23 protein-coding genes are annotated in these 25,816 nt (G+C 72.2%); 11 read left to right on the top strand and 12 right to left on the bottom strand.

Annotated elements, in window-relative coordinates:
* Positions 1–66: 66 nt before the first annotated feature.
* Positions 67–1,968 (bottom strand): thioredoxin domain-containing protein, encoded by a 1,902-nt coding sequence (locus DEI82_RS12305; protein ID WP_111036991.1) that lies wholly within the window; start codon positions 1,966–1,968, stop codon positions 67–69.
* A 158-nt stretch (positions 1,969–2,126) separates the two neighbouring features.
* A complete protein-coding gene (locus DEI82_RS12310; protein WP_111036993.1) occupies positions 2,127–2,681 on the bottom strand; it encodes a TetR/AcrR family transcriptional regulator in 555 nt (184 codons plus the stop codon).
* A 93-nt stretch (positions 2,682–2,774) separates the two neighbouring features.
* Between DEI82_RS12310 and DEI82_RS12315 the strand changes: the two genes are divergently transcribed.
* A complete protein-coding gene (locus DEI82_RS12315; protein WP_111036995.1) occupies positions 2,775–4,304 on the top strand; it encodes a carboxylesterase/lipase family protein in 1,530 nt (509 codons plus the stop codon).
* Here the strand turns inward: DEI82_RS12315 and DEI82_RS12320 are convergent.
* The 4 genes from DEI82_RS12320 to DEI82_RS12335 form a co-directional block, all read right to left on the bottom strand.
* Entirely contained in the window at positions 4,293–5,345 is a 1,053-nt protein-coding gene (locus tag DEI82_RS12320; RefSeq protein ID WP_181435200.1) for an NAD(P)-dependent oxidoreductase, read from the bottom strand. The two genes, DEI82_RS12315 and DEI82_RS12320, sit on opposite strands and share 12 nt — an antisense overlap.
* A complete protein-coding gene (locus DEI82_RS12325) occupies positions 5,342–5,818 on the bottom strand; it encodes a GNAT family N-acetyltransferase (protein ID WP_111011170.1) in 477 nt (158 codons plus the stop codon). The genes DEI82_RS12320 and DEI82_RS12325 overlap by 4 nt, the downstream gene beginning before the upstream one ends.
* A gap of 107 nt (positions 5,819–5,925) precedes the next feature.
* A complete protein-coding gene (locus DEI82_RS12330; protein ID WP_111036999.1) occupies positions 5,926–6,768 on the bottom strand; it encodes a sulfurtransferase in 843 nt (280 codons plus the stop codon).
* 130 nt (positions 6,769–6,898) lie between these two features.
* Entirely contained in the window at positions 6,899–8,473 is a 1,575-nt protein-coding gene (locus DEI82_RS12335) for an MFS transporter (RefSeq protein WP_111011172.1), read from the bottom strand.
* A gap of 129 nt (positions 8,474–8,602) precedes the next feature.
* On the opposite strand from DEI82_RS12335, the gene DEI82_RS12340 reads away from it, so the two are divergent.
* Entirely contained in the window at positions 8,603–9,265 is a 663-nt protein-coding gene (locus DEI82_RS12340; RefSeq protein WP_181434938.1) for a TetR/AcrR family transcriptional regulator, read from the top strand.
* Between the two features lie 93 nt (positions 9,266–9,358).
* On the opposite strand, the gene DEI82_RS12345 is transcribed toward DEI82_RS12340, so the two are convergent.
* Positions 9,359–10,990 carry a dolichyl-phosphate-mannose--protein mannosyltransferase gene (locus DEI82_RS12345; RefSeq protein WP_111013960.1) on the bottom strand — a complete coding sequence of 544 codons (1,632 nt, stop codon included), beginning with the start codon at positions 10,988–10,990 and terminating at the stop codon, positions 9,359–9,361.
* Positions 10,991–11,115: 125 nt separating this feature from the next.
* On the opposite strand from DEI82_RS12345, the gene rsmI reads away from it, so the two are divergent.
* The 5 genes from rsmI (at position 11,116) to DEI82_RS12370 (ending at position 15,961) form a co-directional block, all read left to right on the top strand.
* Positions 11,116–11,937 carry a 16S rRNA (cytidine(1402)-2'-O)-methyltransferase gene (gene rsmI / locus DEI82_RS12350; protein WP_111013991.1) on the top strand — a complete coding sequence of 274 codons (822 nt, stop codon included), beginning with the start codon at positions 11,116–11,118 and terminating at the stop codon, positions 11,935–11,937.
* Between the two features lie 99 nt (positions 11,938–12,036).
* Positions 12,037–13,614 carry a methionine--tRNA ligase gene (metG, locus tag DEI82_RS12355; protein ID WP_111011175.1) on the top strand — a complete coding sequence of 526 codons (1,578 nt, stop codon included), beginning with the start codon at positions 12,037–12,039 and terminating at the stop codon, positions 13,612–13,614.
* Positions 13,611–14,540 carry a TatD family hydrolase gene (locus tag DEI82_RS12360; RefSeq protein ID WP_111037000.1) on the top strand — a complete coding sequence of 310 codons (930 nt, stop codon included), beginning with the start codon at positions 13,611–13,613 and terminating at the stop codon, positions 14,538–14,540. Before metG ends, DEI82_RS12360 begins: the two co-directional genes overlap by 4 nt.
* Complete coding sequence (gene rsmA / locus DEI82_RS12365) at positions 14,537–15,418, top strand: 16S rRNA (adenine(1518)-N(6)/adenine(1519)-N(6))-dimethyltransferase RsmA (RefSeq protein WP_181435201.1); 882 nt, start codon at positions 14,537–14,539, stop codon at positions 15,416–15,418. Before DEI82_RS12360 ends, rsmA begins: the two co-directional genes overlap by 4 nt.
* A gap of 96 nt (positions 15,419–15,514) precedes the next feature.
* Positions 15,515–15,961, top strand: a complete 447-nt coding sequence (locus DEI82_RS12370) for a hypothetical protein (RefSeq protein ID WP_111037002.1) — start codon at positions 15,515–15,517, stop codon at positions 15,959–15,961.
* 174 nt (positions 15,962–16,135) lie between these two features.
* Here DEI82_RS12370 and DEI82_RS12375 read toward each other — a convergent pair whose 3' ends face one another.
* The gene (locus DEI82_RS12375) at positions 16,136–16,876 is read right to left on the bottom strand and encodes an SDR family oxidoreductase (RefSeq protein WP_111037004.1); all 741 of its coding nucleotides are present in this window, start codon (positions 16,874–16,876) and stop codon (positions 16,136–16,138) included.
* A gap of 115 nt (positions 16,877–16,991) precedes the next feature.
* Here DEI82_RS12375 and DEI82_RS12380 point away from each other — a divergent pair, with 115 nt between their 5' ends.
* From DEI82_RS12380 to DEI82_RS12395, 4 genes are all read left to right on the top strand, one after another.
* Positions 16,992–17,939 (top strand): helix-turn-helix transcriptional regulator, encoded by a 948-nt coding sequence (locus DEI82_RS12380; protein WP_111013992.1) that lies wholly within the window; start codon positions 16,992–16,994, stop codon positions 17,937–17,939.
* A gap of 9 nt (positions 17,940–17,948) precedes the next feature.
* Complete coding sequence (locus tag DEI82_RS12385) at positions 17,949–19,043, top strand: RimK family alpha-L-glutamate ligase (protein ID WP_111013963.1); 1,095 nt, start codon at positions 17,949–17,951, stop codon at positions 19,041–19,043.
* 180 nt (positions 19,044–19,223) lie between these two features.
* On the top strand, positions 19,224–20,258 hold the full coding sequence (locus DEI82_RS12390) for an LLM class flavin-dependent oxidoreductase (RefSeq protein WP_111037006.1): 1,035 nt from the start codon (positions 19,224–19,226) through the stop codon (positions 20,256–20,258).
* A 78-nt stretch (positions 20,259–20,336) separates the two neighbouring features.
* Positions 20,337–21,272, top strand: coding sequence for a 4-(cytidine 5'-diphospho)-2-C-methyl-D-erythritol kinase (locus DEI82_RS12395; protein ID WP_111011181.1), 936 nt, complete (start codon positions 20,337–20,339; stop codon positions 21,270–21,272).
* Positions 21,273–21,331: 59 nt separating this feature from the next.
* Here the strand turns inward: DEI82_RS12395 and DEI82_RS12400 are convergent, their stop codons facing one another.
* From DEI82_RS12400 to DEI82_RS12420, 4 genes are all read right to left on the bottom strand, one after another.
* Positions 21,332–22,216 carry a LamG domain-containing protein gene (locus DEI82_RS12400; RefSeq protein WP_111011182.1) on the bottom strand — a complete coding sequence of 295 codons (885 nt, stop codon included), beginning with the start codon at positions 22,214–22,216 and terminating at the stop codon, positions 21,332–21,334.
* On the bottom strand, positions 22,213–23,172 hold the full coding sequence (locus tag DEI82_RS16010; RefSeq protein WP_146242909.1) for a S26 family signal peptidase: 960 nt from the start codon (positions 23,170–23,172) through the stop codon (positions 22,213–22,215). Before DEI82_RS16010 ends, DEI82_RS12400 begins: the two co-directional genes overlap by 4 nt.
* A 70-nt stretch (positions 23,173–23,242) precedes the next feature.
* Positions 23,243–23,890, bottom strand: coding sequence for a hypothetical protein (locus tag DEI82_RS12415; protein ID WP_111037012.1), 648 nt, complete (start codon positions 23,888–23,890; stop codon positions 23,243–23,245).
* A 208-nt stretch (positions 23,891–24,098) separates the two neighbouring features.
* The gene (locus tag DEI82_RS12420) at positions 24,099–25,760 is read right to left on the bottom strand and encodes a glycosyltransferase family 39 protein (protein WP_181435202.1); all 1,662 of its coding nucleotides are present in this window, start codon (positions 25,758–25,760) and stop codon (positions 24,099–24,101) included.
* Between the last annotated feature and the right edge of the window lie 56 nt (positions 25,761–25,816).

Below are 25,816 nucleotides of genomic sequence, written 5' to 3' on the forward strand. Positions count from 1 at the left end.
CGTCGCGTGGCTCCATCCGGGGCCCGCAGGGTCGTGCTGACCTGCCGTGGCCGGGAAGCGGTCGGGTCAGGCGGACAGGCTCGCTGCGAGTGCGTCGATCGTCCGCGCCGGTAACGCGCAGACCATGTCGTGACACACGTAGGCCGCGGGGGCGAGCGCATCGCGGTCGACGAACAGCTCGAATCCCGCAGCGGCGAAGGCACGGGCCTGCTCGGGTGTCACCACCGCGACGAGCGTGCCGGGACGTCGCTCGGCCACGCCGCGCCGGGCCATCGGGTCGTCGGGGTGCTCGACCACCACGACGACCTCGCGACTCGGTCGGCCGAGCTCGAGCGCGAGCCCGAGTGCATCGGCGTGGCCGAGGGGTTGCCGCAGTCCGTCGTTCGCCCGGCCGGCGACCAGCTGAGCGGCGATCGAGCGGTACCGGGAGTCGCCGGTCAACTCCGCGAGGCGGGCAGCCGCACCCGCGAGTCCCATCGAGCCGCTCCGCAGCGCCGTCTGGGGTTGCTCGCCGGCATCGGTGCCTGCGGCCGCGAGGACCGGATCCGCACCCACCACCACCCGAGCCCGCCCCGTGTCGTCGAGCGTGACGGCATCGTCGACGATGGTCCGCGCCGCCGTCGCGTACCGGGCCTCTCCGCTGGCGAGCGCGAGCTCGGCCAGCCCCTCGGCGAACAGCCCGATGTCCTCGAGTGCGGGCCCCGCGGCGGAGGGACCCCGGGGCGTCGAGGACCGGATGACGACCGCACCGTCGCGGACGTGTGTCGCGAGGAGACGGTCAGCGGCGCTGCGAGCGTCCTCGATCATGGTGGGATCCGCGAGCGCCGCCCCGGCGATCGCGAGGGCACGGATGGCGAGTCCGTTCCAGCCGGTGAGCACGTGGTCGTCGAGCGGCGGCGGGTCGAGCCGAGCGCGACCCGCGGCGTCCTCGCGGTACCACGCACCCTCGACGCGTCGGCCGTCGATGGTGCTCTCGCTGTCCTGCGCCGCGACGAACACACCGTCCGCCGTCCGCAGCACGGCGTGCAGGAACCGGGCGATGCCGCGCGCGAGCTGCGGGGCGATGCCGTCGGGGCGATGTCGGGCGAGGGCACCAGCGGTCGCGAGCAGCCCCGCGTTGTCGTACAGCATCCGCTCGTAGTGCGGCACGCTCCAGTCACGCCGGGTGGCGTAGCGGAAGACGCCGCCGTCGAGGGGGTCGAGGAGGTCGGACCCGGCGATCGCGGTCAGGGTTCGTTCCGCCAGGTCGAGCGCCTGCGCGTCGCCGTCGGCACCGGCATCGACGAGGAACTCGAGCAACGGCGCGTTCGGGAACTTCGGGGCCGACCCGAAGCCACCGAACTCCCGGTCCTCGGCCTCCGCCAGTCGGTCCACGACCGCGTGCACCGCCGACGGATCCGGGAGGGCCGTGGCGGGGCCGCCCCGAGCCTCCGAGCCGGCGTCGTCCGCGCCGCCGCCCGCCTGTGACTGTGCGGTGATGGCGGCGGCGATGCCGTCGGCGTTCTGGTCGACCTCGTCCCGCCGGTCCGTCCAGGCCTCGCGCACCGCGCCGAGCACCTGCCGGAACGAGGGGTGCCCCTGCACGGGTTCGGGCGGGAAGTAGGTGCCCGCGTAGAACACCCGGCCCCCCGGTGTCATGAAGACGCTGAGCGGCCAGCCGAGGTTCTGGGTGAACGCGCTCGCGCCGATCATGGCGCTGGAGTCGACGTCCGGGCGCTCTTCGCGGTCGACCTTGACCGACACGAAGTCCCGACGGAGTTCGTCGGCGATCGCCGGGTCGGAGAACGACTCACGGGCCATGACGTGGCACCAGTGACAGGTGGCGTAGCCGATCGACACGAACACGGGGACGTCGCGCTCCGCGGCCTCGGCGAACGCCTCCGTGCCCCACTCCCGCCAGTCCACGGGGTTGTCGGCATGGGCTCGCAGGTAGGGACTGACGGCGGTGCCGAGACGGTTGTCGCTCATGGGCCCAGCCTTGCACCGAGGCCGCGCCCGGGGTCCCAGGCCAACGCGCGCTGTGGACCGCAACCGGTCCGACCGACGCTGTGGACGTCACGCAGGGAATCGAGGAGGGCAGCCTCCGGTAACCCCGTCCGGTCGTCGCGGAGCGGCGCGCGCCGCGATCAGATGACGCCAGCGGGACCGAACGGGACGAAGGACCGAGCAGCACGTGCCCACTCGGTGTCGAGCGTCCCGACGTCGAGCGCGGCGAGGGTGTTCATGAGCATCCCGAGGCCGACGAAGGTCTTGACGGGCACGTCGCCCAACTCCGACCGTTCGGCCACCGTGTTCCACAATCGGCCGAACACGTCCTGCATAGCCGCGCGGACCGCCGGGTCCGCGCACGCCGCGAAGCCCTGCATCTGCAACAACAGCCGGTCCCGGTCGCCGAGGAGTTCGACGTACGCGTCGCCCATCGCCGTCAGGGCCTCGGCACCGGTGCGTCCCGCTGCCGCTGCGACCATGCCCTCGGTGAGTCGGTCGCACGCGGCGACGACGACGTCGATGAACAGGGCGCGCTTGTTGCCGAAGAGCCGGAAGACGTACGCCTCGCTGATGCCGACCTCGCGCGCGATGGTGTCGATCGACACCCCGTGCAGTCCCGAGCGGGCGAACGCCACGGTCGCTGCTCGGCGGATCTGATCGCGTCGTTCGTCGGCGGTTCCGCGACCGGCCATGGCGCCCTCCTGAAGTCCGTGCTGCCACTTGTGTGAGTGGTCGCTCACACGTAAGTTGTAAGTGACCACTCACAGTACTGTGGAGGAGCAGCGATGGAACAGAACGAGCAGGCGGAACACGTCGTCCACGTGTCGGGCGGCAGCATCCGGGGGACCGCCGGACACGGCATCCGACGGTTCCTCGGCGTGCCGTACGCCGCCGCTCCGGTCGGCCGGAACCGACTCCGACCGCCGCAGCCGGTCGTCCCGTGGCAGGGCGTCCGCGACGCCACCGTGTACGGCCCGACGGCGCCGAAGGGGAGCTACCCGGCGCCCGTCGTGCCGATCCTGCCCGAGGTGACGATCCCCGGCGACGAGTGGCTCAACTGCAACGTCTGGACGCCGGTCGGCGCGGACCGCCTCCCCGTGTTCGTGTGGATCCACGGCGGGTCGTTCCTCCAGGGCTCCGGCTCGCTGCCGGAGTACGACGGCACCGCATTCGCCCGCGACGGCATCGTCTGCGTCACGATCAACTACCGGCTCGGTGCCGAGGGATCCCTCGTCACGGAGGACGGCTCGCCGAACCTCGGCATGCAGGACCAGGTCGCCGCGCTCCGATGGGTTCGGGACGAGATCGCGCGGTTCGGCGGTGATCCCGACCGGGTCACGATCGCCGGGGAGTCCGCCGGTGCAGCATCCGTCGCCACCCTGCTCACGATGCCGTCCGCACGCGGCCTCTTCGCCGCGGCCGTGATCCAGAGCGGTGCCGGCAGCCAGCTGCTCCCGGTCGAGGAGGGACGGGCATTGACCGACGCGCTCGCCGCGGACCTCGGGATCCCACCGACCACCGCGGCGCTCGCCGCAGTCCCGTCCGACACGCTGGTGGAGGCCGTGAGCGGCGTCGTCGCCCGCGCCAGCGCCGGCGGATGGGGATCGATCCCAGGTGGTGGTGTCCCGTTCGCGCCCGTCATCGACGGCGACCTGGTGCCACTCCGGCCTGTCGACGCGGTCCGTGCCGGGATCGCCGCGGACGTCCCCGTCCTGCTCGGGACGACCCGGGACGAGTACGAACTGTTCGCGCGGCCCGCGGGACTCGTCGACGCGACTGACGAGGCGGGGCTCCGTGCCGCTGCCGAGCGGTGGGGGCTGCCAGCGGAGGGCCTCGACGTGTACCGGCGGACGCGACCCGGGGCGACGTCGGGCGAGCTGCTCGTGGCGGTCGGCGGCGACCAGCGGTTCCGGATGCCGACGGTCGCCCTCGCGGAGGCGCTCGCGTCGCGTGGCGTGGAGCAGAGCGCCACGACAGCAGCGCATGGGTCGTCCGGGACCTGGATGTACCGGTTCGACGCCGTGGACGCCCGCGACAACCACGGCCTCGGCTCGTGCCACGCCGCGGACACGCCCTTCGTGTTCGAGACGGTGACGCTTCCGGAACTCGCCCCTCGGATCGGACCGCATCCGTCACAGCGGGCCGCGCGCACCGTGCACGACGCCTGGGTGACGTTCGTGCGCACCGGGCGCGCGCCGTGGCGTCCCTACGACCTCGATCGGAGGGCCACCGCCCTGCTCGCGGAGACGATCACCGAGGTCGACGACCCGGACGGCGACGAGCGACGGGCGTGGAACCCGGCGTCACTCGCGTAACGACAAGAGCGTGAGTGCCGCGTCCTCGGGGCCGTAGTCGAACAGGCGCTCGAAGAAAGGATCGGTGGCCCAGGGGACGTCCCCGTCGGCCGGTGTCGACTGGGCCACCTCGACGAGCCAGTCGACCTCGGGCAGGACGGCGTCCTCGAACCGGGGCGGTTGCCAGCCGAGGGCTCGGGCGGCCGAGGTGTCGAGCACGACCGGCGAGGGCGTCCACCACGGACTGCGGCCCGTCAGTGCGGAGCCCTCCTGGTCGAGCAGGACCTCCTCCCACCGGTGTCCGAGGTGTCCGGCGATCGTCCGGACGATGTCGAGGACTGTCGGAGCCGGCTCGTCCGCGACGTTGAGGATCCGGCGATCCGGCGCGTCGGCGACGAGGTGCACCAGGCTGGCGACACCGGCCGCGGCGGTGGTGTGGTCGATGCTCATCCCGCCGTCGGCGAGGGCGATGTGGGGCCGATCGTCGAGCACCCGCCGGACGACCCACCACTCGCGCGGCCGGCCGATCCCGACCCCGTACACCTTCGACGGACGCAGGACCGTCACCGGGGCCCCGTGGTCGAGCAGGACCTGTTCCGCGGCCACCTTGTTCGCCGCGTACCCGTCTCGGGAGGTCGGGTCGCCCTCGCCCGCGGGGACGGTCGGCTGGGCCTCGGTGATCGGCACCGGGAACACCGGACGTTCGAGTGAGTTCGCGTGGCGACCACGCTCGTCGGCGTACACGGCCTTCGTCGAGAGCAGCACGGTCGAGGCGACGTCCGGGAGGTACGGGGTGAGCTGTCGCGCGTCGGCCGCGGTCGCGCCGACGCCGTCGACGAGCAGATCGGCCCCGGCACGGAGGACGTCACGGAGCAGCACCCCGTCTCGGCGGTCACCCGGGACGAAGCGTGCGCCACGGGCGACGAGCGCGTCGGCCGCCGCACCGCCCCGTCGCGCCACCACGTCGACCTGCCAGTCGTCGGTCGCGTCAAGCAGCTGCCGGACGATCGCCGATCCGATGCCCCCGGTGCCGCCGAGCACCACTGCGCGGCGCGCGCTCATCGTGCCGCTCCCGGTGCCATGTCGTAGGTGATCCACGGTGTGGCCGTGGCGTGGGCGTCGTACAAGGACCGCGCCGTCGCGTTGTCGGCAGCGGTGATCCATCGGACCACGGACGCACCCCCGTCGGCCGCGACCGACCGAGCCCGGTCGAGGAGCATGCGGCCGAGCCCGAGTCCGCGGTGCTCCGCGGCGGTGAAGAGGTCGTCCAGATAGAGCCCGAGTGTCGCGCTGGAGGGCCGCGCGAACCAGCGCAGGTCGGCCAACGCGCCGAGGGTGCCGTCCGGCCTGGACGCCACGAGGCCGAAGAGTCCGTGGTCGCCCCGGACGATCCACTGCCAGGTCCGGTCCACCACCGCGTCGTCGTGGTCGAGGCGGTAGAACGTGCGGTACCCGCGGTAGAGCGCCCGCCACGGTGCCTCGTCCTGGGGCTCGACCGGGCGAACGGACCAGGTCGTGGTCGTCGTGCTGTGCATGGCGTCACGGTATCCCGTGCCGTCCCCACGGTCGGACCGCTGCCCGGTCCCTGTGGACCGGACCGGGCCTCCCGGCCGTCGGGAGGGGGAGCGAGCCACGGGCAGGATCAGGAGGCGACCGGCTCGGGCGCCCGCGACCAGTCCGCCAGGGAGCCGTCGTAGACCTGCACGTGGTCGTGACCGAGGACCGTCAGGGCCAACGCGTCGACGCAGGCGGCGGTACCGACACCGCAGTAGGTCACGACCTCGGGGGCGTCGAGCACGGGGGCGAAGACCGTCGACAGGGTCCGCGGGCGGAGGAAGGCGTTCGTGTCCTCGTCGATGACCCGGTCGATGGGGATCGCGGTCGTCCCGGGGATGAGCTCGGGTACGGCGGGACCGAACGCGCGCTCGTCGGCGGCGCACACCAGGGCGGCTGGTTCCGACCCGTCCACCGCGCGCTCGACGCGGTCGCGGTCCGCCCACATCGGTCGCTCCTCGGTCGCGAGGAACGTCGACGACCGCGGAGCGAGCGCCCCGAGGCGGATCGGGCGCCCCTCACGCGACCACTTGCCGAACCCGCCGTCGAGCACGGCCACGGTGTCGAAGCCGAACGAGCGGAACAGCCACCAGAGCCGCGAGGCCCACTCGCCCTGGGCGGCGTCGTAGACCACGACGGTCGATCCGTTCGAGACGCCGAGCGCCGAGACGGCGCGCTCGAACCGCGCAACGTCCGGACGGGTGAACGGGATGGACGCTCCGGGAGCGCTGAGGTCGTCGACGAGATCGGCGAACACCGCACCCGGCACGTGGCCGTCCTCGACGTACGCGTCGTGCGCGGACTCCCAGCGGGTGCCGCGGCCGATGCCCGACGTGCGCACGGTCGCGTCGATCACCACGAGGTCGTCCGACCCCAGGTGGTCGGCGAGCCACTGGGTCGACACCAGGGGCGACGTCAGGAGCGGGGACATGCCGACAACATAACCCGCACCCACTGACGCTCCACAAGCTCCGGCAACACGCCGAAACGCGGGGTCATCCGGCGTCGTGGACGCTCGGACGACCCCGCGTCGTCAGCGGCGACGAGCGCCGGGAGTGTGATCAGTGCGCGGCGGTCGGGATCGAACCCGTGATGTCCGACGACGCCGCCTGCAGCTTGGCCAGGCGCACCCGCTGCCGGTTGATGATCAGACCGCCCGCCAGTGCCACGAGGACGAGCACGCCCGACGAGATGAAGAACGCCGTGTGGTAGCCGTCGAGGGCCGCGCGGGCCTGGTCGAGCTGGCTGCCCTTCGTCCCGGTGAGCTGGTCGCGCACGACGTCGGCGAAGATCGTCGACAGCAGCGCGGTTCCGATCGACCCGCCGATCTGCTGCATCGTGTTCACCATCGCCGAGGCGACGCCGGCGTCCTGTCGCGCGACTCCCGAGGTGGCGGTGGAGAACGCCGACGAGAAGATCAGGCCCATGCCGAGACCGATGACGATGAGGCCCGGGAGCACGACGGGCGCGTACGCGCTGTCGAGCTGCGTCCGGGTGAGGAGCAGCAGACCGACCGCCGCGACCAGACCACCGATGAAGATGAGCACCTTCGGCCCGACGCGCGGGAGCAGGCGGGTCCCGAGGATCGTCGAGCTGAACATGATCGACAGCGGCATCGGCAGGAACGCCAGGCCGGTCTTGAGCGACGAGAACCCGAGCGTCTGCTCGAGGTAGTACGTCAGGAACAGGAAGATGCCGAACATGCCGATGGCGACGAGGCCCATGGCGAGCAGCGAACCGCCGCGATCACGGTCGAGCACGACGCGGAGCGGCATGAGCGGGTGTGCGACACGGGTCTCGATGAGGACGAAGAGCGCGATGAGGACCACGCCGGCGGCGAGGCAGACGTAGGTCAGGCCGTCGTTCCAGCCGTTGGTCTCGGCGTTCGAGAACCCGTAGACGATGCCGACCAGGCCGGCCGTGATCGTGACGACCCCGAGGTAGTCGATGCGGGGCCGCGGTGCGGCGACCGGACGCGGGATGAACAGCAACGCGCCGACGAACGCGAACGCCGCGATCACGAGATTGACGTAGAGGCACCAGCGCCACGAGGCGTACTCGGTGAGGACGCCGCCCAGAAGCAGACCGATCGCGGCACCCGATCCGGCGATCGCGCCGAAGATGCCGAAGGCGCGCGCACGTTCCTTCATGTCGGTGAACGTCGTGGTGAGCAGCGACAGGGCCGCGGGTGCGAGCAGTGCGCCGAAGACGCCCTGGAGCGCGCGGGCGGCCACGAGCAGCCCGAACGTGCCCGCGAGGCCGCCGAGCATCGAGGCGAGGGCGAACCCGATGAGCCCGATGATGAACGTGTTCTTCCGGCCGAAGAGGTCCGCGAGTCGCCCGCCGAGCAGGAGCAGGGAGCCGAACGCGAGCGAGTAGGCCGTGACGACCCACTGGCGCTGGTCGGTACCGAAGCCGAGGTCCTGCTGCGCGGACGGCAGGGCGATGTTCACGATGGTCGCGTCGAGCACGACCATGATCTGCGCGATGCCGATCACCGTCAGGACGATCCAGCGGTGGTCCTTCTTGTCGATGGGCGAGGGGTTGCGGACCCCGCCCTCGGTGCGGCGCGCCGCACCCGCGGTGCTCGTGGGCACCGCCCCGGTCGGCGTCGTCGCCGTCTGTTCTGACGTCATGATGGCGTCCTCCGTCACTCGGATGCAGTGGATGTGGAGGCGCGCACCGTCGGACGCCTCGCTCAGTGTAGAGCGAAACGGATGCGCCGCATCCGCTTATTCCCAGAAATCGGGATTAACGTTCCCGACATGCCCACCACGTCCCATCCGGACCGGGAGGCGCGACCACTCCGCGCGGATGCCCTGCGGAACCGAGAGCGCATCCTGGCCACCGCGCGACGGCTCTTCGCCGAACGAGGGCTCAGCGTGACGCTCAACGACGTCGCGCACGAGGCGGGCGTGGGCGTCGGCACGGTCTACCGACGGTTCCCCGACAAGCACGCCCTCGTGGACGCCCTGCTGTCGGCGAAGTTCGAGACCCTGTCCGCGCTGGTGGAGCGCGCCGCCGCCTGCCCCACCGGACGCGAGGCCATGCGCGCGTACCTGCTCGGCGCGCTCGAGTTACGCGCGAGCGACCGGGCACTGGCCGACGTGATCGTCCGGGCCCACCCCGCGTCGCCCGCGCTGCGACGGGACCGGGACCGGATCGACGCGGAGATGACCGCGCTCGTGGATCGCGCCCACCGCGAGGGCGCGCTGCGAGAGGGCTTCCAGGCGCGTGACGTGCCGATGCTCGTCGTCATGGTGGGTGCCGTGGCCGACCGGACCCGCGCCTGCGACCCGGACCTCTGGCGCCGGTACGGGCAGATGCTCATCGACGGGGTCTGCCCGCCCGCCGTCGAGTCGCCGCTGCGCGGGCGCCCCCTCGAGCGTCAGGAGCTCGAGCTCGCGCTGAACGCGGCTCCGGCCTGACTGCTCAGTGCCACCTGACCGCTCGGGGCCCCCTGACCGGTCAGGGTCCCCCGACCGCTCAGGGCCCCCGACCGCTCAGGGCCCCCGGACCGCTCAGAGCCAGGACGAGAACCAGTAGTGCGACCGGACGAAGTCCCACGAGGTCTGCATCGCCGTCCACATCGGGTACCAGTACGCGGTGGCCGCGCTCGCCACGGCGAGGTACACGATCACCCAGACGATCGCCCGGGTCCGCCTCGGCCGGGGATCGTCCCGTGACCCGAGGAGCATCGCCAGCACGGCGGCCAGTCCGATGACGAGGTAGGGCTCGAAGGCGATCGTGTAGAACTGGAACACCGTGCGCCCGGCGTACAGGAGCCACGGCAGGTACCCGGCAGCCACCCCGAGCAGCACGTACCCGGCCCGCCAGTCCCGCCGACGCACGAACAGCACGAGCAGCACCACGGCCGCGATGACCGCCGCGTACCAGATGAACGGGTTCGCGATGTCGGTGATCGCGGCTCCGCACCGCTCCGACGCGCAGCCGTCCTGCCCGAGGTCCGTGCCCTGGTAGTACATGCTCGTCGGGCGCACCATGAGCAGCCACGTGAACGGGTTCGCCGCGTAGGCGTGCGGCGTGTGCAGGGTGATGTTGAAGCCGTAGATCTCGGTCTGGTAGTGCCACCAGTTCTGCACGCTGGTGGGGACCCACGCGAGCAGACCGGTCCAGCGGTGCCCGCCGTTCTGGATCCAGGTCCGGTCGTACCCGCCCCGCGTGAGGAACCAACCGCTCCACGACGCCAGGTAGACGACGGCCGCGACCGGGACGGTCAGCAGGAACGTGACCGGTCCCTGCCGGAGGACCGCGCTGCTGCTCCAGAACTCGATTCCCGCGCGACGCCGCATCATCATGTCGGTCAGCACGCTGTACACGGCGAAGAACGCCAGGAAGTACATGCCCGACCACTTCGTCGCGGTCGCCAGGCCACAGGCGAGTCCCATGGCGAACAACCAGGGCCGGAACCACAGTGACGGCCCCCAGAGGGTGCTCCGCCCCGCGTCCTCGCGGCGCGTCAGCCATCGATCGAGCCGCTGTTCCGTCCACCGGCGGTCGAGCAGGAGCGCCCCGAACCCGAGCAGGGCGAAGAAGCCGACGATGCCGTCGAGCAGGGAGACGCGGGACATCACGATCGCCTGGCCGTCGATCGCCATGAGGAACCCGGCGAGGGTGCCGACGAGGGTCGACCGGAACAGGGACCGGGCGATGACGGCGACGAGGAACACCGTCGCGATCCCCACGGCCGCGACCGTGATGCGCCATCCGACCGCGTTCGCACCGCCGAACAGGAGCTCGCCGAGCCCGATGAGGTACTTGCCGAGCGGCGGGTGTGCGATGAACTCCGCGACGTCGGTGTAGATGCCGGTGGCGCCGCCCGCGAACCGCTGGTCCGTCGTGGGGCCGTCGTTGCCCACGTCCGCCGGCCACGAGCCCTCGTACCCGAGGTGGACGATGGACCAGGCGTCCTTGACGTAGTAGGTCTCGTCGAAGACCAGGCTGTCCGGTCGGCCGATGTCCCAGAGGCGCAGGACCGCGGCGAGCAGCGTGACAGCGAGCGGACCCGTCCATCGCCAGATCGCGACCCGCGTCGACGTGGTGAGCACGCGTGCCCACCAGTCGTCGAGTCGTGATCCGCGGGGACGATCGAGGTCGCGCGGGGAGCCGCGTTCGGCCAGGTCCGTCGTCACCCCAGCATCCTAGGGAAGCGGCATCGGGCCTCCCGGGTCCGGATCCTGTGACGGTGGACAGGAGCGGCCTGTGGAGGACGAGGCGGATGGTGAGCGGTCGGTCGCCCGCGCGGGATGATGGACCGGTGATCGTGCTCGCGGCGACTCCCATCGGCAACCTCGGCGACGCCTCCCGGCGCTTGGTCGAGGCCCTCGCCAACGCCTCGGTCGTGGCAGCCGAGGACACGAGGACCGCCGTCCACCTGATGCGCGCCCTCGGTGTCGAGAACCGGCCGCGCCTCATCGCCCTGCACGAGCACAACGAGCGGGACCGTGCCGCGGAGGTCGTGGACCTCGCCCGCGACGACGACGTGGTCGTCCTGACCGACGCCGGCATGCCGGCGATCAGCGATCCCGGGTTCCCCCTCGTCGCCGCGGCGGCGGCCGCCGGCGTGACCGTCACCGCGATCCCCGGGCCGAGCGCCGTGCTCACCGCGCTCGCCGTGTCCGGGCTACCCACCGACCGGTTCGCCTTCGAGGGCTTCCCGACCCGCAAGCAGGGTGAACGGCGTCGCGTGTTCGCCGCGCTCGCCGGGGAACCGCGCACGCTCGTCTTCTTCGAGTCACCCCACCGCGTCGCGGACACCCTCGCCGACATGGCCGACGCGTTCGGTGCCGACCGCCCCGCTGCCGTCTGCCGCGAACTCACCAAGCTGCACGAGGAGGTCCGGCGCGGGCCGCTCGGCGAGCTCGCCGCCTGGGCGGCGGACGGTGTCCGTGGCGAGATCTGCGTCGTCGTGGCCGGCGCTCCGTCCGCGGAGGGTCCGGTCGACCTGGAGGCGGGGGTGCGGTTGGTCCTCGAGCGCGTCGCCGCCGGCGTCCGCATGAAAGAGGCATCGGTGGCGGTCGCGCAGGCCACCGGACTGTCGCGCCGCGACCTCTACGAGGGCGCGCTCGCGGCCCGCTGACGGGAGGCCCGTCCTCCACGTCCGCGCCCGGTCACGCCGGTCTCCACAGGGGTCCCGGGCCACCGTCACCTGATGGGACGCGCCCGTAGGATGGTCCGCATGTCCGACGGCACCGCGTTCTCCATCACGACGCCCATCTTCTACGTCAACGACGTGCCGCACATCGGGCACGCGTACACCGAGGTCGCGGCGGACGTGCTGGCGCGGTGGCACCGGCAGCGTGGCGACGACACCTGGCTGCTGACCGGCACGGACGAGCACGGACAGAAGATCCTGCGGACGGCGTCCTCGCACGACGTCACCCCGCAGGCGTGGGCGGACCGTCTCGTGGCCGAGGCCTGGAAGCCCCTGCTCGACACCGTCGACATCCGGAACGACGACTTCATCCGCACCACGGACGACCGGCACGTGCGCGGGGTCACCACGTTCCTGCAGAAGTTGTACGACGACGGCTACATCTACGCCGGCGAGTTCGAGGGCTTCTACTGCGTGGGGTGCGAGGAGTACAAGCAGCCGAGCGACCTCGTCCCCGGCACCGGAGCCTACGAGGGCCAGCAGGTCTGCGCGATCCACTCGATCCCGGTCGAGGTGCTCGCGGAGCGGAACTACTTCTTCCGCATGTCGGACTTCGAGCAGCCGCTGCTCGACCTCTACGCGTCGAACCCCGAGTTCATCCAGCCCGAGAGCGTCCGCAACGAGATCGTGCAGTTCGTCAAGCAGGGCCTTCGTGACCTCTCGATCTCGCGGTCGAGCTTCGACTGGGGCATCACGATCCCATGGGACTCGGACCACGTGCTCTACGTCTGGTTCGACGCCCTGCTCAACTACATCACCGCGCTCGGCTACGGCAGCGACGACGACGAGGCCTTCCGTCGCCTGTGGCCGAGCGTGCACCTGGTGGGCAAGGACATCGCCCGGTTCCACGCCGTGATCTGGCCCGCGATGCTCATGGCCGCCGGGCTCGAGGTCCCGAAGCGCGTGTTCGGCCACGGGTGGCTGCTCGTCGGCGGCGAGAAGATGTCGAAGAGCAAGTTGACCGGCATCGCCCCGTCCGAGATCACGGACACGTTCGGGTCGGACGCCTTCCGGTACTACTTCCTGCGCGCGATCACCTTCGGGCAGGACGGCAACTTCAGCTGGGAGGACATCGCGGCGCGCTACCAGGCCGAGCTCGCGAACGGCTTCGGGAACCTGGCGTCGCGCATCGTCGCGATGCTGGGCCGGTACCACGACGGCGTCGTGCCCGAGCGGGCAGCGCTCACCGACGCCGACCGTGCGATCGACGAGCTCGCGGTCTCGGTGACCGAGCGAGCCGACGCCGCGATCGCCGGGTTCGCCCCGCACGAGGCGATCGCCACCGTCTGGGAGCTCGTCGACGCGCTGAACGGCTACATCACCGAGCAGGAGCCCTGGGCGTTGGCGAAGCAGCCCGACCAGCGTGAGCGTCTGGGCACGGTCCTCACGACGGCACTGCGCGGCCTCGGGACGGTCGGAGTCCTCCTCGCGCCCGTGGTTCCGAAGGCGGCCGATCGACTCTGGGCTGCGATCGGAGCGGGCGGTTCGATCAGCGATCAGCGCATCGACCGCGCGTGGGAGTGGGCGGGCGCCGAGCGCGTCGTTCCGCTCGAGGCCGGGCTGTTCCCGCGCATCGAGACCTCGGAGCAGGGCGCAGCGTGAGCTCGTCCGACGCCCACGTCCGCGCGCGGGGGAGCGACGGTGCCGGGCAGAAGCGTGACCTCAGTTATCCGCCGCTGCCCCCGGCGCTCGTCGTGCCCGTGTACGACAACCACACGCACATGGAGATCGCGGACGGGGTCGGTGACGGCGGGGACGGGCCGATCGAGTACCGCGAGCACCTCGACCGCGCCTCGAGCGTCGGGATCCGGGGGGTCGTGCAGGTCGGCACGGACCTCGAGACCTCCCGCTGGTCCGCCGAGATCGCCGCCCGAGAACCGCGCGTCCTCGCGGCGGTGGCGCTCCACCCGAACGAAGCGCCCGAACTCGAGCAGCGGGGCCTCCTCGACGAACACCTGGCGGGCATCGACGCGCTCGCTGCCCTGCCCCGCGTCCGTGCCGTCGGCGAGACCGGGCTCGACTTCTTCCGCACGGGTCCCGAGGGGCGCGACGCCCAGGTGCGTTCGTTCGAGGAACACATCGCGATCGCCAAGCGGCACGGGCTGGCCCTCCAGATCCACGACCGTGACGCTCACGACGACGTCGTCGCGACGCTCGACCGCGTCGGTGCGCCCGAGCGCACCGTATTCCACTGCTTCTCCGGTGGCCCGGACCTCGCGCGGCTCTGTGCCGAGCGGGGTTGGTACATGTCCTTCGCGGGCACCGTGACGTTCAAGAACGCCGAGGCCCTGCGCGAGGCGCTCCGCGTCGCCCCGCGCGACCGGATCCTGATCGAGACCGACGCGCCGTTCCTGACCCCGGTGCCCTACCGCGGTCGCCCGAACGCGCCGTACCTCGTGCCGCTGACGCTCCGCTCGATGGCCGAGACCATCGGGACCGACCCCTCGATGCTCGCGGCGCAGATCTCGTCGAACACCGAGATCGTGTACGGGCGGTGGGACCACGAGCCCGTCACGGTGAACGAGTGAGCGAGGCTCCCGGCCCGTCGCGTCCCGGTGCGTTGCTCGGCCCCGCCGAGATCCGCGACCTCGCGGGCCGCCTCGACGTCACACCGACCAAGAAGCTGGGCCAGAACTTCGTCCACGACGCCAACACCGTCCGCCGGATCGTGGCCGCCGGTGGTGTGCACGCCGACGCGATCGTCCTCGAGGTCGGTCCCGGGCTCGGGTCGCTGACGCTCGGCCTCACCGAGACCGGAGCCGACGTCCTCGCGGTCGAGATCGATCGGCGCCTGGCGACGCAGCTGCCCGACACGGTCCGGATGCTCCAACCCGAGGCCCGGCTCCGCGTGGTGCACCAGGACGCCCTGACGCTCCGGGCCGGGGACCTGCCGGACGGCGCGCGGCCCACGCACCTCGTGGCGAACCTCCCGTACAACGTCTCCGTTCCCGTGCTCCTGCACCTGCTGCCGACGTTCCCGACCATCGGTCGGGCGCTCGTCATGGTGCAGGCCGAGGTCGGGTACCGGCTGGCCGCGGACCCGGGGTCGAAGGTCTACGGATCGCCGAGCGTCAAGGCGGCCTGGTACGGCTCGTGGCGCATCGCCGGGCAGGTCAGTCGGCAGGTGTTCTGGCCGGTACCGAACGTCGACAGTGTGCTCGTCGGCTTCGAGCGCCATGAGGAACCGGGCGACGAGACGCTCCGGGCCCAGGTCTTCGCCCTCGTCGACGCAGCGTTCCAGCAGCGGCGGAAGATGCTCCGACAGAGCTTGTCCGCACTCCTCGGTGGGAGTGCCGGAGCATCCGACGCCCTCACCGCTGCGGGCATCGAGCCGACGCTGCGCGGCGAGCAGCTCACGGTCGACGACTTCACGCGCCTCGGTCGCACGGTGCTCGCCGCCGCGTAGGGCTCAGCCGATCCCTCCGTGGCACCACCCACGAACCGGGTCCGATCTCGACGGCGATGTGGTGCACCACCAGCCGCCGAGGAGTTCTCTGGAACCATGCCGAAGACGAAGCAGCAGGTGTCCGCCAAGCCCATCAGCCCTGAACTCCACGGCCGCATCGACTACGGGTTCACGGCCGCGAACCTGTTCCTGCCGGGCGCGCTGGGCCTCCGTCCGGGCGCTCGTCGCCTGTTCCGGTTGTTCGGGCTGGTGCAGGGCGGCCTCAACGCGGTGACCGATCAGCCGTCCGCCGCGATCCCCGCCGTCCCGTTCGCGGTGCACGGTGCGATCGAGAAGAACAGTGGGCTGCTCTACGTCCTGCTGCCGCTGATCACCGGCGTGCTCAAGGACCGTCGAGCGCGTCGCTTCTGGTTCCTCAGCGGCATCGCGCTGGTGGTCGTCTACAACCTCACCGACTGGATCTCGTCGAGCGGTGCGGTGTACCCGCCGAACACCAAGGTCACGCCGGCCAAGAAGGCGAAGGCGGCGAAGAAGCGCCGCTGACCCGACCGCTGTCGATGCGCGCATGTGACGACGGAGCGCGTGTCGAACGACATCGGGATCGTCGCCGCATGCACCCGCATCTGATGTGCGTGCATGTGGCGACGAACCCGTCGGGGAACGACAGCGGGATCGTCGAAACGAGGCGGTTCCGCTGGGCAGAGGCTCCGGCAGGGGTCAGTGGCCCGCGACCAGGGCCCGGATGAGCTCCGCCTGGTTCCCGTTCCGCTCCGCCCAGCGCAAGGGCAGGACGTTCTCGACCAGGACCTCCGCCTCGGCCCCGGCCGCGAGGAGGGCGACGACCTCGTCGAGGAACGCGTCGAGGGGCATGCCGCCGAAGTCGGCGCCGCCGAGCAGGTCCGTGGCGACGGCCGGCGGCACGAGCTCGAGCACCTCGACGCCGGAGTCGGCGAGCTGTGCCCGGAGCGACAGCGTGTACGAGTGCACGGCCGCCTTGGTCGCGCTGTAGGTCGGTGTCGCGGCGAGCGGGGTGAACGCGAGCCCGGACGACACGGTCATGAGCGTCGCGGCCGGCCGCGTGAGCAGGTGCGGCAGGACGGCGTCGACCAGGCGGATCGTGCCGAGCAGGTTGGTGGTGATCGTCGCCTCGGCAGCGGCGATGTGCGCAGGATCACGGAGGTCCTCCGGGCGCATGATCCCCGACATCGTGACGACGGCGTCGAGCGAGGGGTGCCGCTCGACGAGGGTCCGCACGGCCGCGGTGATGGAGTCGGGGTCGTCGACGTCGAGCACGACGGTGTCCAGGCGCGGATCGTCCGCCGCGATCTCCTCGAGGAGGGCCCGGCGACGACCGCCGACGACCACGGTGCTGCCCGCGTCGGCGAGGCGTCGTGCGAGCCCGAGGCCGATGCCCGAGGTCGCGCCGGGGATGAAGACGGTGCTGGTGGTGATGTCCATGCCCCGACGATCGCGGAGTCCGGGCCGGCGGGGCAGAGCGCGTCGATCGGGGGATCGGCGATCCCTGGTCGCGGGCGCGCGCGGGTGCGAGGATCACGGGGTGGAACGGGACGGCGTGGACAGGGACGGGCTCGCGGACTTCCTCCGGCGCCGGCGGGAGCGCATCCAGCCCGAGGACGTCGGCCTCGGTGCCGGTCCGCGCCGCCGGACGCCCGGCCTCCGGCGTGACGACGTTGCCGCGCTCGCCGGGATGTCGACGGACTACTACACCCGGCTCGAGCAGCAGCGCGGTCCGCAGCCGTCCGAGCAGATGCTCCAGGCGCTCGCCCGGGCCTTGCGGCTGACGGTGGCGGAGCGGGACCACCTGTTCCACCTCGCCGGGCACAACGCCCCGGTGCGCGTGCGGCGTGCCGATCACGTGGCGCCGCCGTTGCTCCGGGTGCTCGACCGCCTCGACGCGGATCCGGCGATCGTCGTGAGCGACCTCGGGGAGACGCTCGCCGAGAACCGCCGGGCCGTCGCGCTGCTCGGGGCGACGGTGGGGCTGCCGGGGCCCGAGCGGTACCAGGTGTGGCGGTGGTTCCTCGGTCGGGAGCGCGAGCGCTACGCCCCGGAGGAGCACGAGCGGCAGGCACGCATCCAGGTCGCCTCGCTCCGGGCCGCGGTGGGTGCGGCCGGCCCGGGTGACCGCCGTGCGCGGGAACTCGTCGCGGGGCTGACCGCCCGGAGCCCGGAGTTCGTGGCGGTGTGGGAGCGACACGAGGTCGCCGAGCGGTTCACGGACCACAAGACCTTCCTGCACCCGGAACTCGGGCGACTCGAGGTCGACTGTCAGGTGCTGCTCACGGAGAACCGGGCGCAGGCGCTCCTGGTGTTCACCTCGGAGCCCGGTACCGAGGCGGCAGACCGGCTGGCGCTGCTCGGCGTGCTCGGCGAGCAGCGGTTCGGCCCGACCCCGTCCGAGGGAACCGAGACCCCTGCCCGGACGGCAACGGGGCAGTCAGCCCCTCCGCGGTTGCCTTCTGTGACGACCGGCGTGGCGCGCGCAGGGGACCGTGCCTAGGCTGTTGCGGTGAGCACTCCCCGTGTGTACGTCATCCACGAGAACCCCGAGTGGTTCCCACCGCTCGCCGCTGCGTTCGAGGCCGAGGGTGTCCCGGTCGAGGAGCTCCTGCTGACGGACGGCTCCATCGACCTCGCCGCTGATCCTGCGCCGGGCGTCTACTGGTCGCGCATGTCCGCGTCGAGCCACACCCGCGGGCACGAGCACAGCAAGGAGTACACGCGCGCCGTCCTCGGCTGGCTCGAGCGTGCCGGCCGCTCGGTCGTCAACGGCAGCCACGTGCTCGAGCTCGAGGTCAGCAAGGTCGCGCAGCACGGCCTGCTCCGGAACGCCGGGTTCGACGTGCCGCGCACGACGGCGGTGTTCGGTCACCGCGACCTCGTCGCCGCCGCCGAGCGCTTCGTCGCCGAGGCGTCGACTCCCGGTGCGCCGTTCATCACGAAGCACAACCAGGGCGGCAAGGGCCTGGGCGTCCGGCGGTTCGACACGGTGGCGGAGTTCGCGTCGTACGTCGAGAGTCCGGAGTTCGAGGAGCCGGTCGACGGCATCACCCTCATCCAGGAGTACCTGGTCGCGCGTGCGCCGTTCATCACCCGCGTCGAGTTCGTCGGCGGTCGGTTCGTCTACGCCGTCCGCGTCGACACGAGCGCCGGGTCGTTCGAGCTCTGCCCGGCCGATGCGTGCGAGGTCCCGCTGCCCGGCCAGGCGGCGCAGCCGCAGAGCGGCCCCGCCCAGACGGGCACGGCGCAGACGGACACGGCGCAGACCGGCACCGAGCAGACCGGCACCGAGCAGACGTTCGCGGGAGCGGCGTGCGACGTGCCGACGGCCGGCCAGCCGAGCGCGTTCTCGATCCGCTCCGAGATCACGGCCGGGTCCGAGATCGTCCAGCGGCTCGAGGCGTTCCTGGCCGACCAGCGCATCGGCGTCGCCGGCATCGAGTTCATGGAGACCGTCGACGGTCGGACCGTCGTCTACGACATCAACACGAACACGAACTACAACCCCGCGGTCGAGGAAACGAGCCCCGTGTCGGGCCCCCGCAGCATCGCGCGCTACCTCGGCGCGCTCCTCGCGAGCGAGCAGGCCCTGCTCGCCGTCTGAGCATCGCACCGGCTCCTTCCGTTCGCACCGCCGCATCGCGGTGTTCGAACGGAAGGCACCGGTTCGGCCGCTCCGACCCGCGACCACCGCGACCACCGCGACCACCCCGGGAGGCGCGGCGCCGGCCCGACCGGCACCGCGCCTCCCGACCGTCCCACCCCAACGAACCGGAAGAACCACGTGCGATTCGGATACTGGACCCCGCTGTTCGGCGGCTGGCTCCGCAACGTCGAGGACGAGCAGATGCCCGTCACGTTCGACTACGTCAAGCGCCTCGCCCAGCGGGCCGAGCAGATCGGCTTCGACCTGACGCTCGTCCCCGAGCTCAACCTCAACGACATCAAGGGCACGGCCGCGCCGAGCCTCGAGGCGTGGGCGCTCGCGGCGGCGATCGCGGCGACGACCGACCGCCTCGAGATCATGGCGGCCATGCGCCCCGGCTACCACCTGCCCGCCGTCACGGCGAAGCAGGCCGCGACGATCGACGACATCTCGAACGGTCGGTTCACGTTCAACGTCGTGAGCGCCTGGTGGGCCGAGGAGGCCAAGCAGTACGGCGGGATCTTCTCGGAGCACGACGACCGGTACCGCCGCACCGCGGAGTTCGTCGAGATCATGAAGGGCCTGTGGACCGAGACGCCGTACTCGTTCCACGGGGAGTACTACGACATCGAGAACGCGCACCTCGAGCCGAAGCCCCGCGTGCAGCCGCGCATCTACGCCGGCGGTGAGTCCGAGGCCGGGAAGGCGAGCATCACACGCTACGCCGACGCGTACGTCACGCACGGCGGCACGGTGGATGAGCTGCGCACGAAGATCGACGAGATGAAGCAGCGTCGCGTCGACGCCGGACTGCCGCCGTTCGAGGCGTTCGGCATGGCCGCCTACGCGATCGTCCGTGACACCGAGGCGGAGGCGCAGGCCGAGCTCGCCCGCATCACCGACGTGCAGCACGGGGCCGCGTACGAGTCGTACCAGGACTTCATCTCGAAGTCGCAGCTCGAGCGTGTGCCGAGCCTGGAGGACTACTCCGTGTCGAACCGCGGCCTGCGGCCGGGGTTCGTCGGGACGCCCGAGCAGGTCGCGGAGCGGATCCGGGCGTTCCAGGACGCCGGCGTCGACACGCTCCTGCTGCAGTTCTCGCCACAGCTCGAGGAGATGGAGCGGTTCGGCGAGCAGGTCATCCCGCTCGTGGCCGGCACCACCGCGGGCTGAGGGGCACGGCCGCGCCGTGCCACCGCGGTGCCCCTCGGGGTCGCGCGGTGGCCATCGCGACCGATATAGGTTGGGTCCATGACGTCGCTCGCCGCACCGACCCGGGTGCGGACGCGCGCGCCGGGCAAGATCAACGTCTACCTGGCTGTCGGCACGCTGCTGCCGGACGGGTACCACGACGTCGCGACGGCGTACCAGGCCGTGTCGTTGTACGAGGACGTCGTCGCCGAGGCGGCCGACGACTTCACCGTGCGGTTCACCGGCCCCATCGACACGTCGGCGGTCCCGGTGGACGAGACGAACCTGGCACTGCGGGCCGCCCGGCTCGTGGCGGAGCGCGCGGGGTACCGCGGCGGGGTGCACCTGACGATCGAGAAGCAGGTGCCCGTCGCCGGGGGCATGGGCGGCGGTTCCGCGGACGCGGCGGCGACACTCCTGGCGGTCGACACCCTGTGGGGCACGTCGCTCGGTCGCGACGAACTCCTGCGGCTCGCGGCCGGGCTCGGTGCCGACGTGCCGTTCGCGTTCTCCGGCGGCACCGCGATCGGCACGGGGCGGGGCGACGAGCTCAGCCCGGCCCTGGCGTCGGGGCAGTTCCACTGGGTGCTCGTGCTCTCGGACGAGGGACTCTCGACGCCCGCGGTGTACACCGCCCTCGACGAGCATCGCGACCGCTACCGCGCCGACATCACGCCCGTCCGGGACGCCCCCGTCGTCGAGGCGAACGTGCTGCAGGCGCTCCGGGCGGGCGACGCCGAGCTGCTGGCCGACTGCCTCCACAACGACCTGCAGGCTCCGGCGATGCGGCTGCAACCCACACTCGCGCGCACGCTCGAACTCGGTGAGCGCGCCGGCGCTCTCGCGGGCATCGTGTCCGGGAGCGGCCCGACCGTCGCGTTCCTGGCCGCGGACTCCGACGCCGCGCTCGACCTGCAGGTCGAGTTGAGCGCCGCCGGGCTGACCGTGGTGCGGGCCACGGGTCCGGTGCACGGCGCGCGCGTCGTACCGCGGTAGCCCGAGCCCGAGCCCGAGCCCGCGCACGAGCACGAGCGCGAGCGCGAGCCCGCCGCGCCTCAGTTCCCGGTCACCAACTTGCCCGCGGCGTAGTGGGTCGCGACCTGCTGTGCGGTGAGCACCGTGGTGTACACCGCCGCGTACCGCATGGCACCGTTCACGTACCAGGCGGAGCCGGAACCCACCCAGCTCCCGGACAGGCTGTCGTAGCCGATCCGCCAGTACCCGCCTCCGTCATCCTCGGCTCCGGTGTACGCACTGTTGCTGGCGACGAGCGTCCCGTCGAGGTAGAGCGCCATGCCGGTGCTCGGACTCTGCGTCGCGACCACCTGGTGCCAGGCCCCGTCCGCGTAGTCGACCCCCGCTGCACTGGTCACGATCTGGTTCCTGCTGCTGTAGGTGGCGAAGGTGACCCCGCCGTCGGTGTTCACGTAGACGGCCCGGTCCTCCAGTCCGGACGTGCCGGTCCGGGCGGTGCCGAACCCGATCAACCGGCCGGCTGCCGTGGCCGTGCGGAACCAGACCTCCTCGCTGTAGGTGGCCGGTGGCGCCGTCTTCGTCGGCATCGACACGTAGCTCGTGGACCCGTCGAGCACGTACGCGCTGCCACCGTCCCTCGGGCAGGCGATGGGCGTCTCGGTGCTCGTGGTCATGCTGCCCTGGTACGTGCCGTCGTTCCCGTGTCCGGACACGTCCCGGGCGGTGGTCGAGCCGGCGTCCTCGGTCAGCGGGTACTGGAACAGCGCCGAGCCGGCGTCGACGGTGAGCGCGTCCGGACAGTGGAAGTACGGCGCCGTCCTCGCGGTGTCCGCGGGGTCCGTGATCGCCGCGGTCCACCCCGAGGTCGTCCCGGGCGCCGCGACACCGACGGCGGCCGCGGCGGCGAGCGCCACCGCGACGAGGGGCCACCGCCGTCGGGGTCGCTCGCGGTGCCGGGGGGTCATGCGTGGAGTCCTCGGGTCCGGCGGTGGCGGCGCGGGCCCGCTTCGTCGCCCGGGAGGCCCACCACGAGTGTCCAGAGCAGCGGCACCGCACACAGGCCCACCGCGACCGCCCATCCCCAGGGCGGCAGGTGCAGCGCGGTCGTCAGGTGGTAGACCGCGTGCCGAGTGGCGAGGACGTGCGTCGGCAGGGTGAGGTGCCCGACCTGCCCGGCGACGAGGTCGACGTGCGCGCCGGTGGGGGCGGCGACCCGGACGGGCAGCATCCCGGTGGACACGACGGTCGCCTCCGTGCCGCCCGACACGGTCGCGGTCTGGAGCACCGTGGTCCCGACGAAGGGGCGGAGGGCGAACGCGACGCCGGAGAGCAGGACGGACACCCCGAGGACGCGGGCAGCCGATCGGTACGTCGGCCGACGGACGCGGCTCGTCACGAGCCAGAGCGCCACGAGACCGACGATCAGCAGGGGCAGTGCACGGACGAGCCATCCGACTCCGGGCAGGATCGTCCGGACCACCCCGACCACGTCGGCGGCGCGGAGACGCCAGGGGTCGACGGCGCCGTTCGCGTCACCATGCGTCGTGATCCGTCCGTGGTCGATCGCGACGATGCGGTGCGTGTAGGTCTCGCCCGCGGCGGTCGGCGGGTGGAACGTGACGACGTCGCCGACGCGCAGGTCGGTCGCGGCGGCGGGGACGGTGAGGACGAGCGTGCCGACGGGCGCGGCCGTGCCCATGGACGGCGTCTCGACGACGAACCACCGACCGCCGGTGGCGTGGAACGCCGTCGCGGCGACGACCACGACAGCGATGATCGCGAGCAGGACGCCGGTGAGCGCTCGCCGTCCGGTCCGACGACGACGGCGAGTGACGGCCCGGAGGCCGTGGACGGCCCTGCTGCCGCGCACCGCCCGGACGCCGTCGGCCGGCCGGACGGCGCGGACGTGCGTCGCGGTCATGGCGGTCGCCTCCACGGATCGGGAGGGGCGGGTCCGGCAGCGTGACCCGCCGCGTCGGACGGGGTGGGGACTAGCTGGCGTACGACCAGGTCAGCGGGACCGTGGCCTGGAGGCCCTGGTAGCTGTTCCCGAGGGTGCTCGGCAGCGAGACGGCGAAGCTGAAGGCCGTGGACGAACCGCCCGGGACGGCGGGGAGCGAGAACGGCGTGGTCGTGCTGCCGAGGGCGGCGAGGGTGCCCGAGAACACCGTGGTGTTCGCGGTCGTGTTCTTGACGACCACCGTCATCTGCGAGCACAGGTCGTTCGCCGTGCCGTTGACGGAGCCGTTCGCGAGCTGCCCGCAGGAGCCCGGGGTGAGGGTGAACGTCCGGGCGGCGGCCGATCCGGTGTTCTTGATCGTCATCGCCGTGGTGACGGTGTCGCCGGGCACCATGGCGGCCCCGCCGAACTGGTCGATCGACGTGCAGGTCGCGGTGTTCGTCGAGACGGAGCCGCCGTCGGTCGAGGTGCACGTCGCCGCGTTCGCGCCGGTCGTGGACTCCTGCATCACGAGGGTGCCGGTGACGGCCGTGTCACCGCTGTTCGTGATCGACGCGACGAACCCCGACAGGGTCCCGGACATCGAGAACGCGAGCAGCACGGCGGCGAGCACCCCGGTGCCGATCGCGAACCACGTGAACCGGACGCGTTTCGGGCTGGTGGGCAGGACGTGGGACAACGGCGGGCTCCTCGGGTCGGATCGGGTCGCTCGCGGTGTACCCCGTCAGGATGGATCGTCGGACGCAGGATCGGGCTGCGGAACGACGCCCGGACGACGACACCGTGCGGCCCCATCAGTCTGAGCGGTTCTCGAGAACTCTGAGGCCCCCAATGCGGGGGACGCGGTTGTACCCCGAACGATACCGACCAGGCGGTTTGCCACCGGATCAGTGCCCGGTGCGCTTGTACTCGGACACGATGACGGTGCCGGTGCGCCACGTGCCGGCGACGTGGAACCCACGACGTTCGAGTGTCGCGGTGAGCGCCGGGCGGACGTCGCGGGACGGCGCCCCGAGGAACCACACCGTGTCGATGTCGCCGAGACGGCGGGGCACCGTCGTGCCGACGTCCCCGTTCGTGTCCCAGAGCCGACCGGTGGCGGGGCCGCTCGTGACCGCGGCCAGGTCGGTCATCCCGGCGAAGGCCCGCGGGTAGGCGTCGCGGATGATCTGCGTCGTCGTCGTCGGGTGGTGCCACACGCTGCCGTAGACGACACCCTCGTCCGCATCGGGAGCGAACGAGCGCTGCCGGCTCACGATCGCGGCGGCCTGCGCCCAGTGCGAGTCCTGCTTGGCGTACGGGGTCTTCACGGCCACCGCGGCGGGCACGGCCAGCGCGACGAGCAGACCGACCGCGACGAGGGCGGGGACCCGCGGGCGGATCGACGTCAGGCCGAGGGCGATGAGCACCGCGACGAACGGCAGGCTCAGCGTGGCGTACTTCGGCGAGTACAGGTGCTCCCCGAGGGCCGTCGCGCCGACGAGGAGTGCCGTCGGGACGACGACGACGGGCAGGGTGACCCGGACCGCCTGGGCACGCAGGGCCTCCCGGGCGGTCCGGGCGGTGGCGCGACGTCGCGCGCCACGCAGGCCGAGGACGACGCCGGCCGCCATCGCGACCCAGGCGGCGGTCGCGAACGGGACCGACCCGGGGAACCACGCCGTCGTCGACACCTGGCGCACGGTGCCCGGCCCGATCCCGGCGATCCAGCTGACCTGCTCCGACTGGCCCGTGGCGACGGCCACGAACGGCACGACGGTGACGGCTGCGCAACCCGCGGCGATCGCCCACGCGCCGAGGACGTGCCGCGGCACGATCGGCACGGGGGCGGAACCGCGATGCGTCATGGGTGCGGCGCGGGCGGCTCGGAGGTCGGCGAGGCGCGTCCACGCGAGCGCCACGGCGTGGGCGACGACGACGAGCGACAGGTAGACGTTGAACACCACCGCGACCGCGGCGAGGACCCCGTACGCGACCCACCACCGCCGCCCGGTGCCGTGCCGCGTGCGTCGCACCGCGGTGAGGCCGACCAGTGTCAGGCCCACCGACAGCGCGGTGATGGTCGCGTAGGGGCGGCCCTCGACGCCCGCCCAGGCGACGCGGGGGAGGAGCAGGAACACGACGCCCGCGACGACGCCGACCCGGCGAGCGGCGATCCGACGGCCGAGCGCGACGACGAGCCCGGCGGCGAGCCCGACGGCGAGCGCGCTCGGGAACCGCAGCGTGAACGGGGTGGAGCCGACGAGGCGGAACCAGACGTGCATGCAGGCGTAGTAGAGCCCGTGCACGGCGTCGACGTGGTGCAGTTCGCTCCAGAGCTGCCCCCAGGTCCGGGTCGCGCTCGTGACGGTGGCGCCCTCGTCGTACCAGAGGGACGGCACCCAGGCGAAGGCCGCGGCGAGCAGCACGCCGAGCGCCGCGATCGTGAGCTCCGGCGAGCGGGCCGAGGCGATCGACAGCGTGCCGGACAGCCCCCGGACGGACCGCCGGAGGGACGGGACCCGGGTCGGCCGCTGGATGCTGATGGCACCGGTCTGCGGAGCACTCACGGCCCGGACGATACGCAGCCGCACTGGCAGCGCGCCGGGGTGTTCGCGCCTTCGCC

The organism is Curtobacterium sp. MCBD17_019, assembly GCF_003234555.1.
Lineage (GTDB): Bacteria > Actinomycetota > Actinomycetes > Actinomycetales > Microbacteriaceae > Curtobacterium.

What these genes read in the sequence shown, in the direction of transcription:
- metG (WP_111011175.1), top strand. Translation starts at nt 12,037, where the DNA reads ATGTCCGACGGCACCGCGTTCTCCATCACGACGCCCATCTTCTACGTC.
- DEI82_RS12370 (WP_111037002.1), top strand. Translation starts at nt 15,515, where the DNA reads ATGCCGAAGACGAAGCAGCAGGTGTCCGCCAAGCCCATCAGCCCTGAA.
- DEI82_RS16010 (WP_146242909.1), bottom strand. Translation starts at nt 23,172, where the DNA reads ATGACCGCGACGCACGTCCGCGCCGTCCGGCCGGCCGACGGCGTCCGG.
- DEI82_RS12400 (WP_111011182.1), bottom strand. Translation starts at nt 22,216, where the DNA reads ATGACCCCCCGGCACCGCGAGCGACCCCGACGGCGGTGGCCCCTCGTC.
- DEI82_RS12395 (WP_111011181.1), top strand. Translation starts at nt 20,337, where the DNA reads ATGACGTCGCTCGCCGCACCGACCCGGGTGCGGACGCGCGCGCCGGGC.
- DEI82_RS12335 (WP_111011172.1), bottom strand. Translation starts at nt 8,473, where the DNA reads ATGACGTCAGAACAGACGGCGACGACGCCGACCGGGGCGGTGCCCACG.
- DEI82_RS12320 (WP_181435200.1), bottom strand. Translation starts at nt 5,345, where the DNA reads ATGAGCGCGCGCCGCGCAGTGGTGCTCGGCGGCACCGGGGGCATCGGA.
- DEI82_RS12325 (WP_111011170.1), bottom strand. Translation starts at nt 5,818, where the DNA reads ATGCACAGCACGACGACCACGACCTGGTCCGTTCGCCCGGTCGAGCCC.
- DEI82_RS12310 (WP_111036993.1), bottom strand. Translation starts at nt 2,681, where the DNA reads ATGGCCGGTCGCGGAACCGCCGACGAACGACGCGATCAGATCCGCCGA.
- DEI82_RS12375 (WP_111037004.1), bottom strand. Translation starts at nt 16,876, where the DNA reads ATGGACATCACCACCAGCACCGTCTTCATCCCCGGCGCGACCTCGGGC.
- DEI82_RS12340 (WP_181434938.1), top strand. Translation starts at nt 8,603, where the DNA reads ATGCCCACCACGTCCCATCCGGACCGGGAGGCGCGACCACTCCGCGCG.
- DEI82_RS12330 (WP_111036999.1), bottom strand. Translation starts at nt 6,768, where the DNA reads ATGTCCCCGCTCCTGACGTCGCCCCTGGTGTCGACCCAGTGGCTCGCC.
- DEI82_RS12305 (WP_111036991.1), bottom strand. Translation starts at nt 1,968, where the DNA reads ATGAGCGACAACCGTCTCGGCACCGCCGTCAGTCCCTACCTGCGAGCC.
- DEI82_RS12315 (WP_111036995.1), top strand. Translation starts at nt 2,775, where the DNA reads ATGGAACAGAACGAGCAGGCGGAACACGTCGTCCACGTGTCGGGCGGC.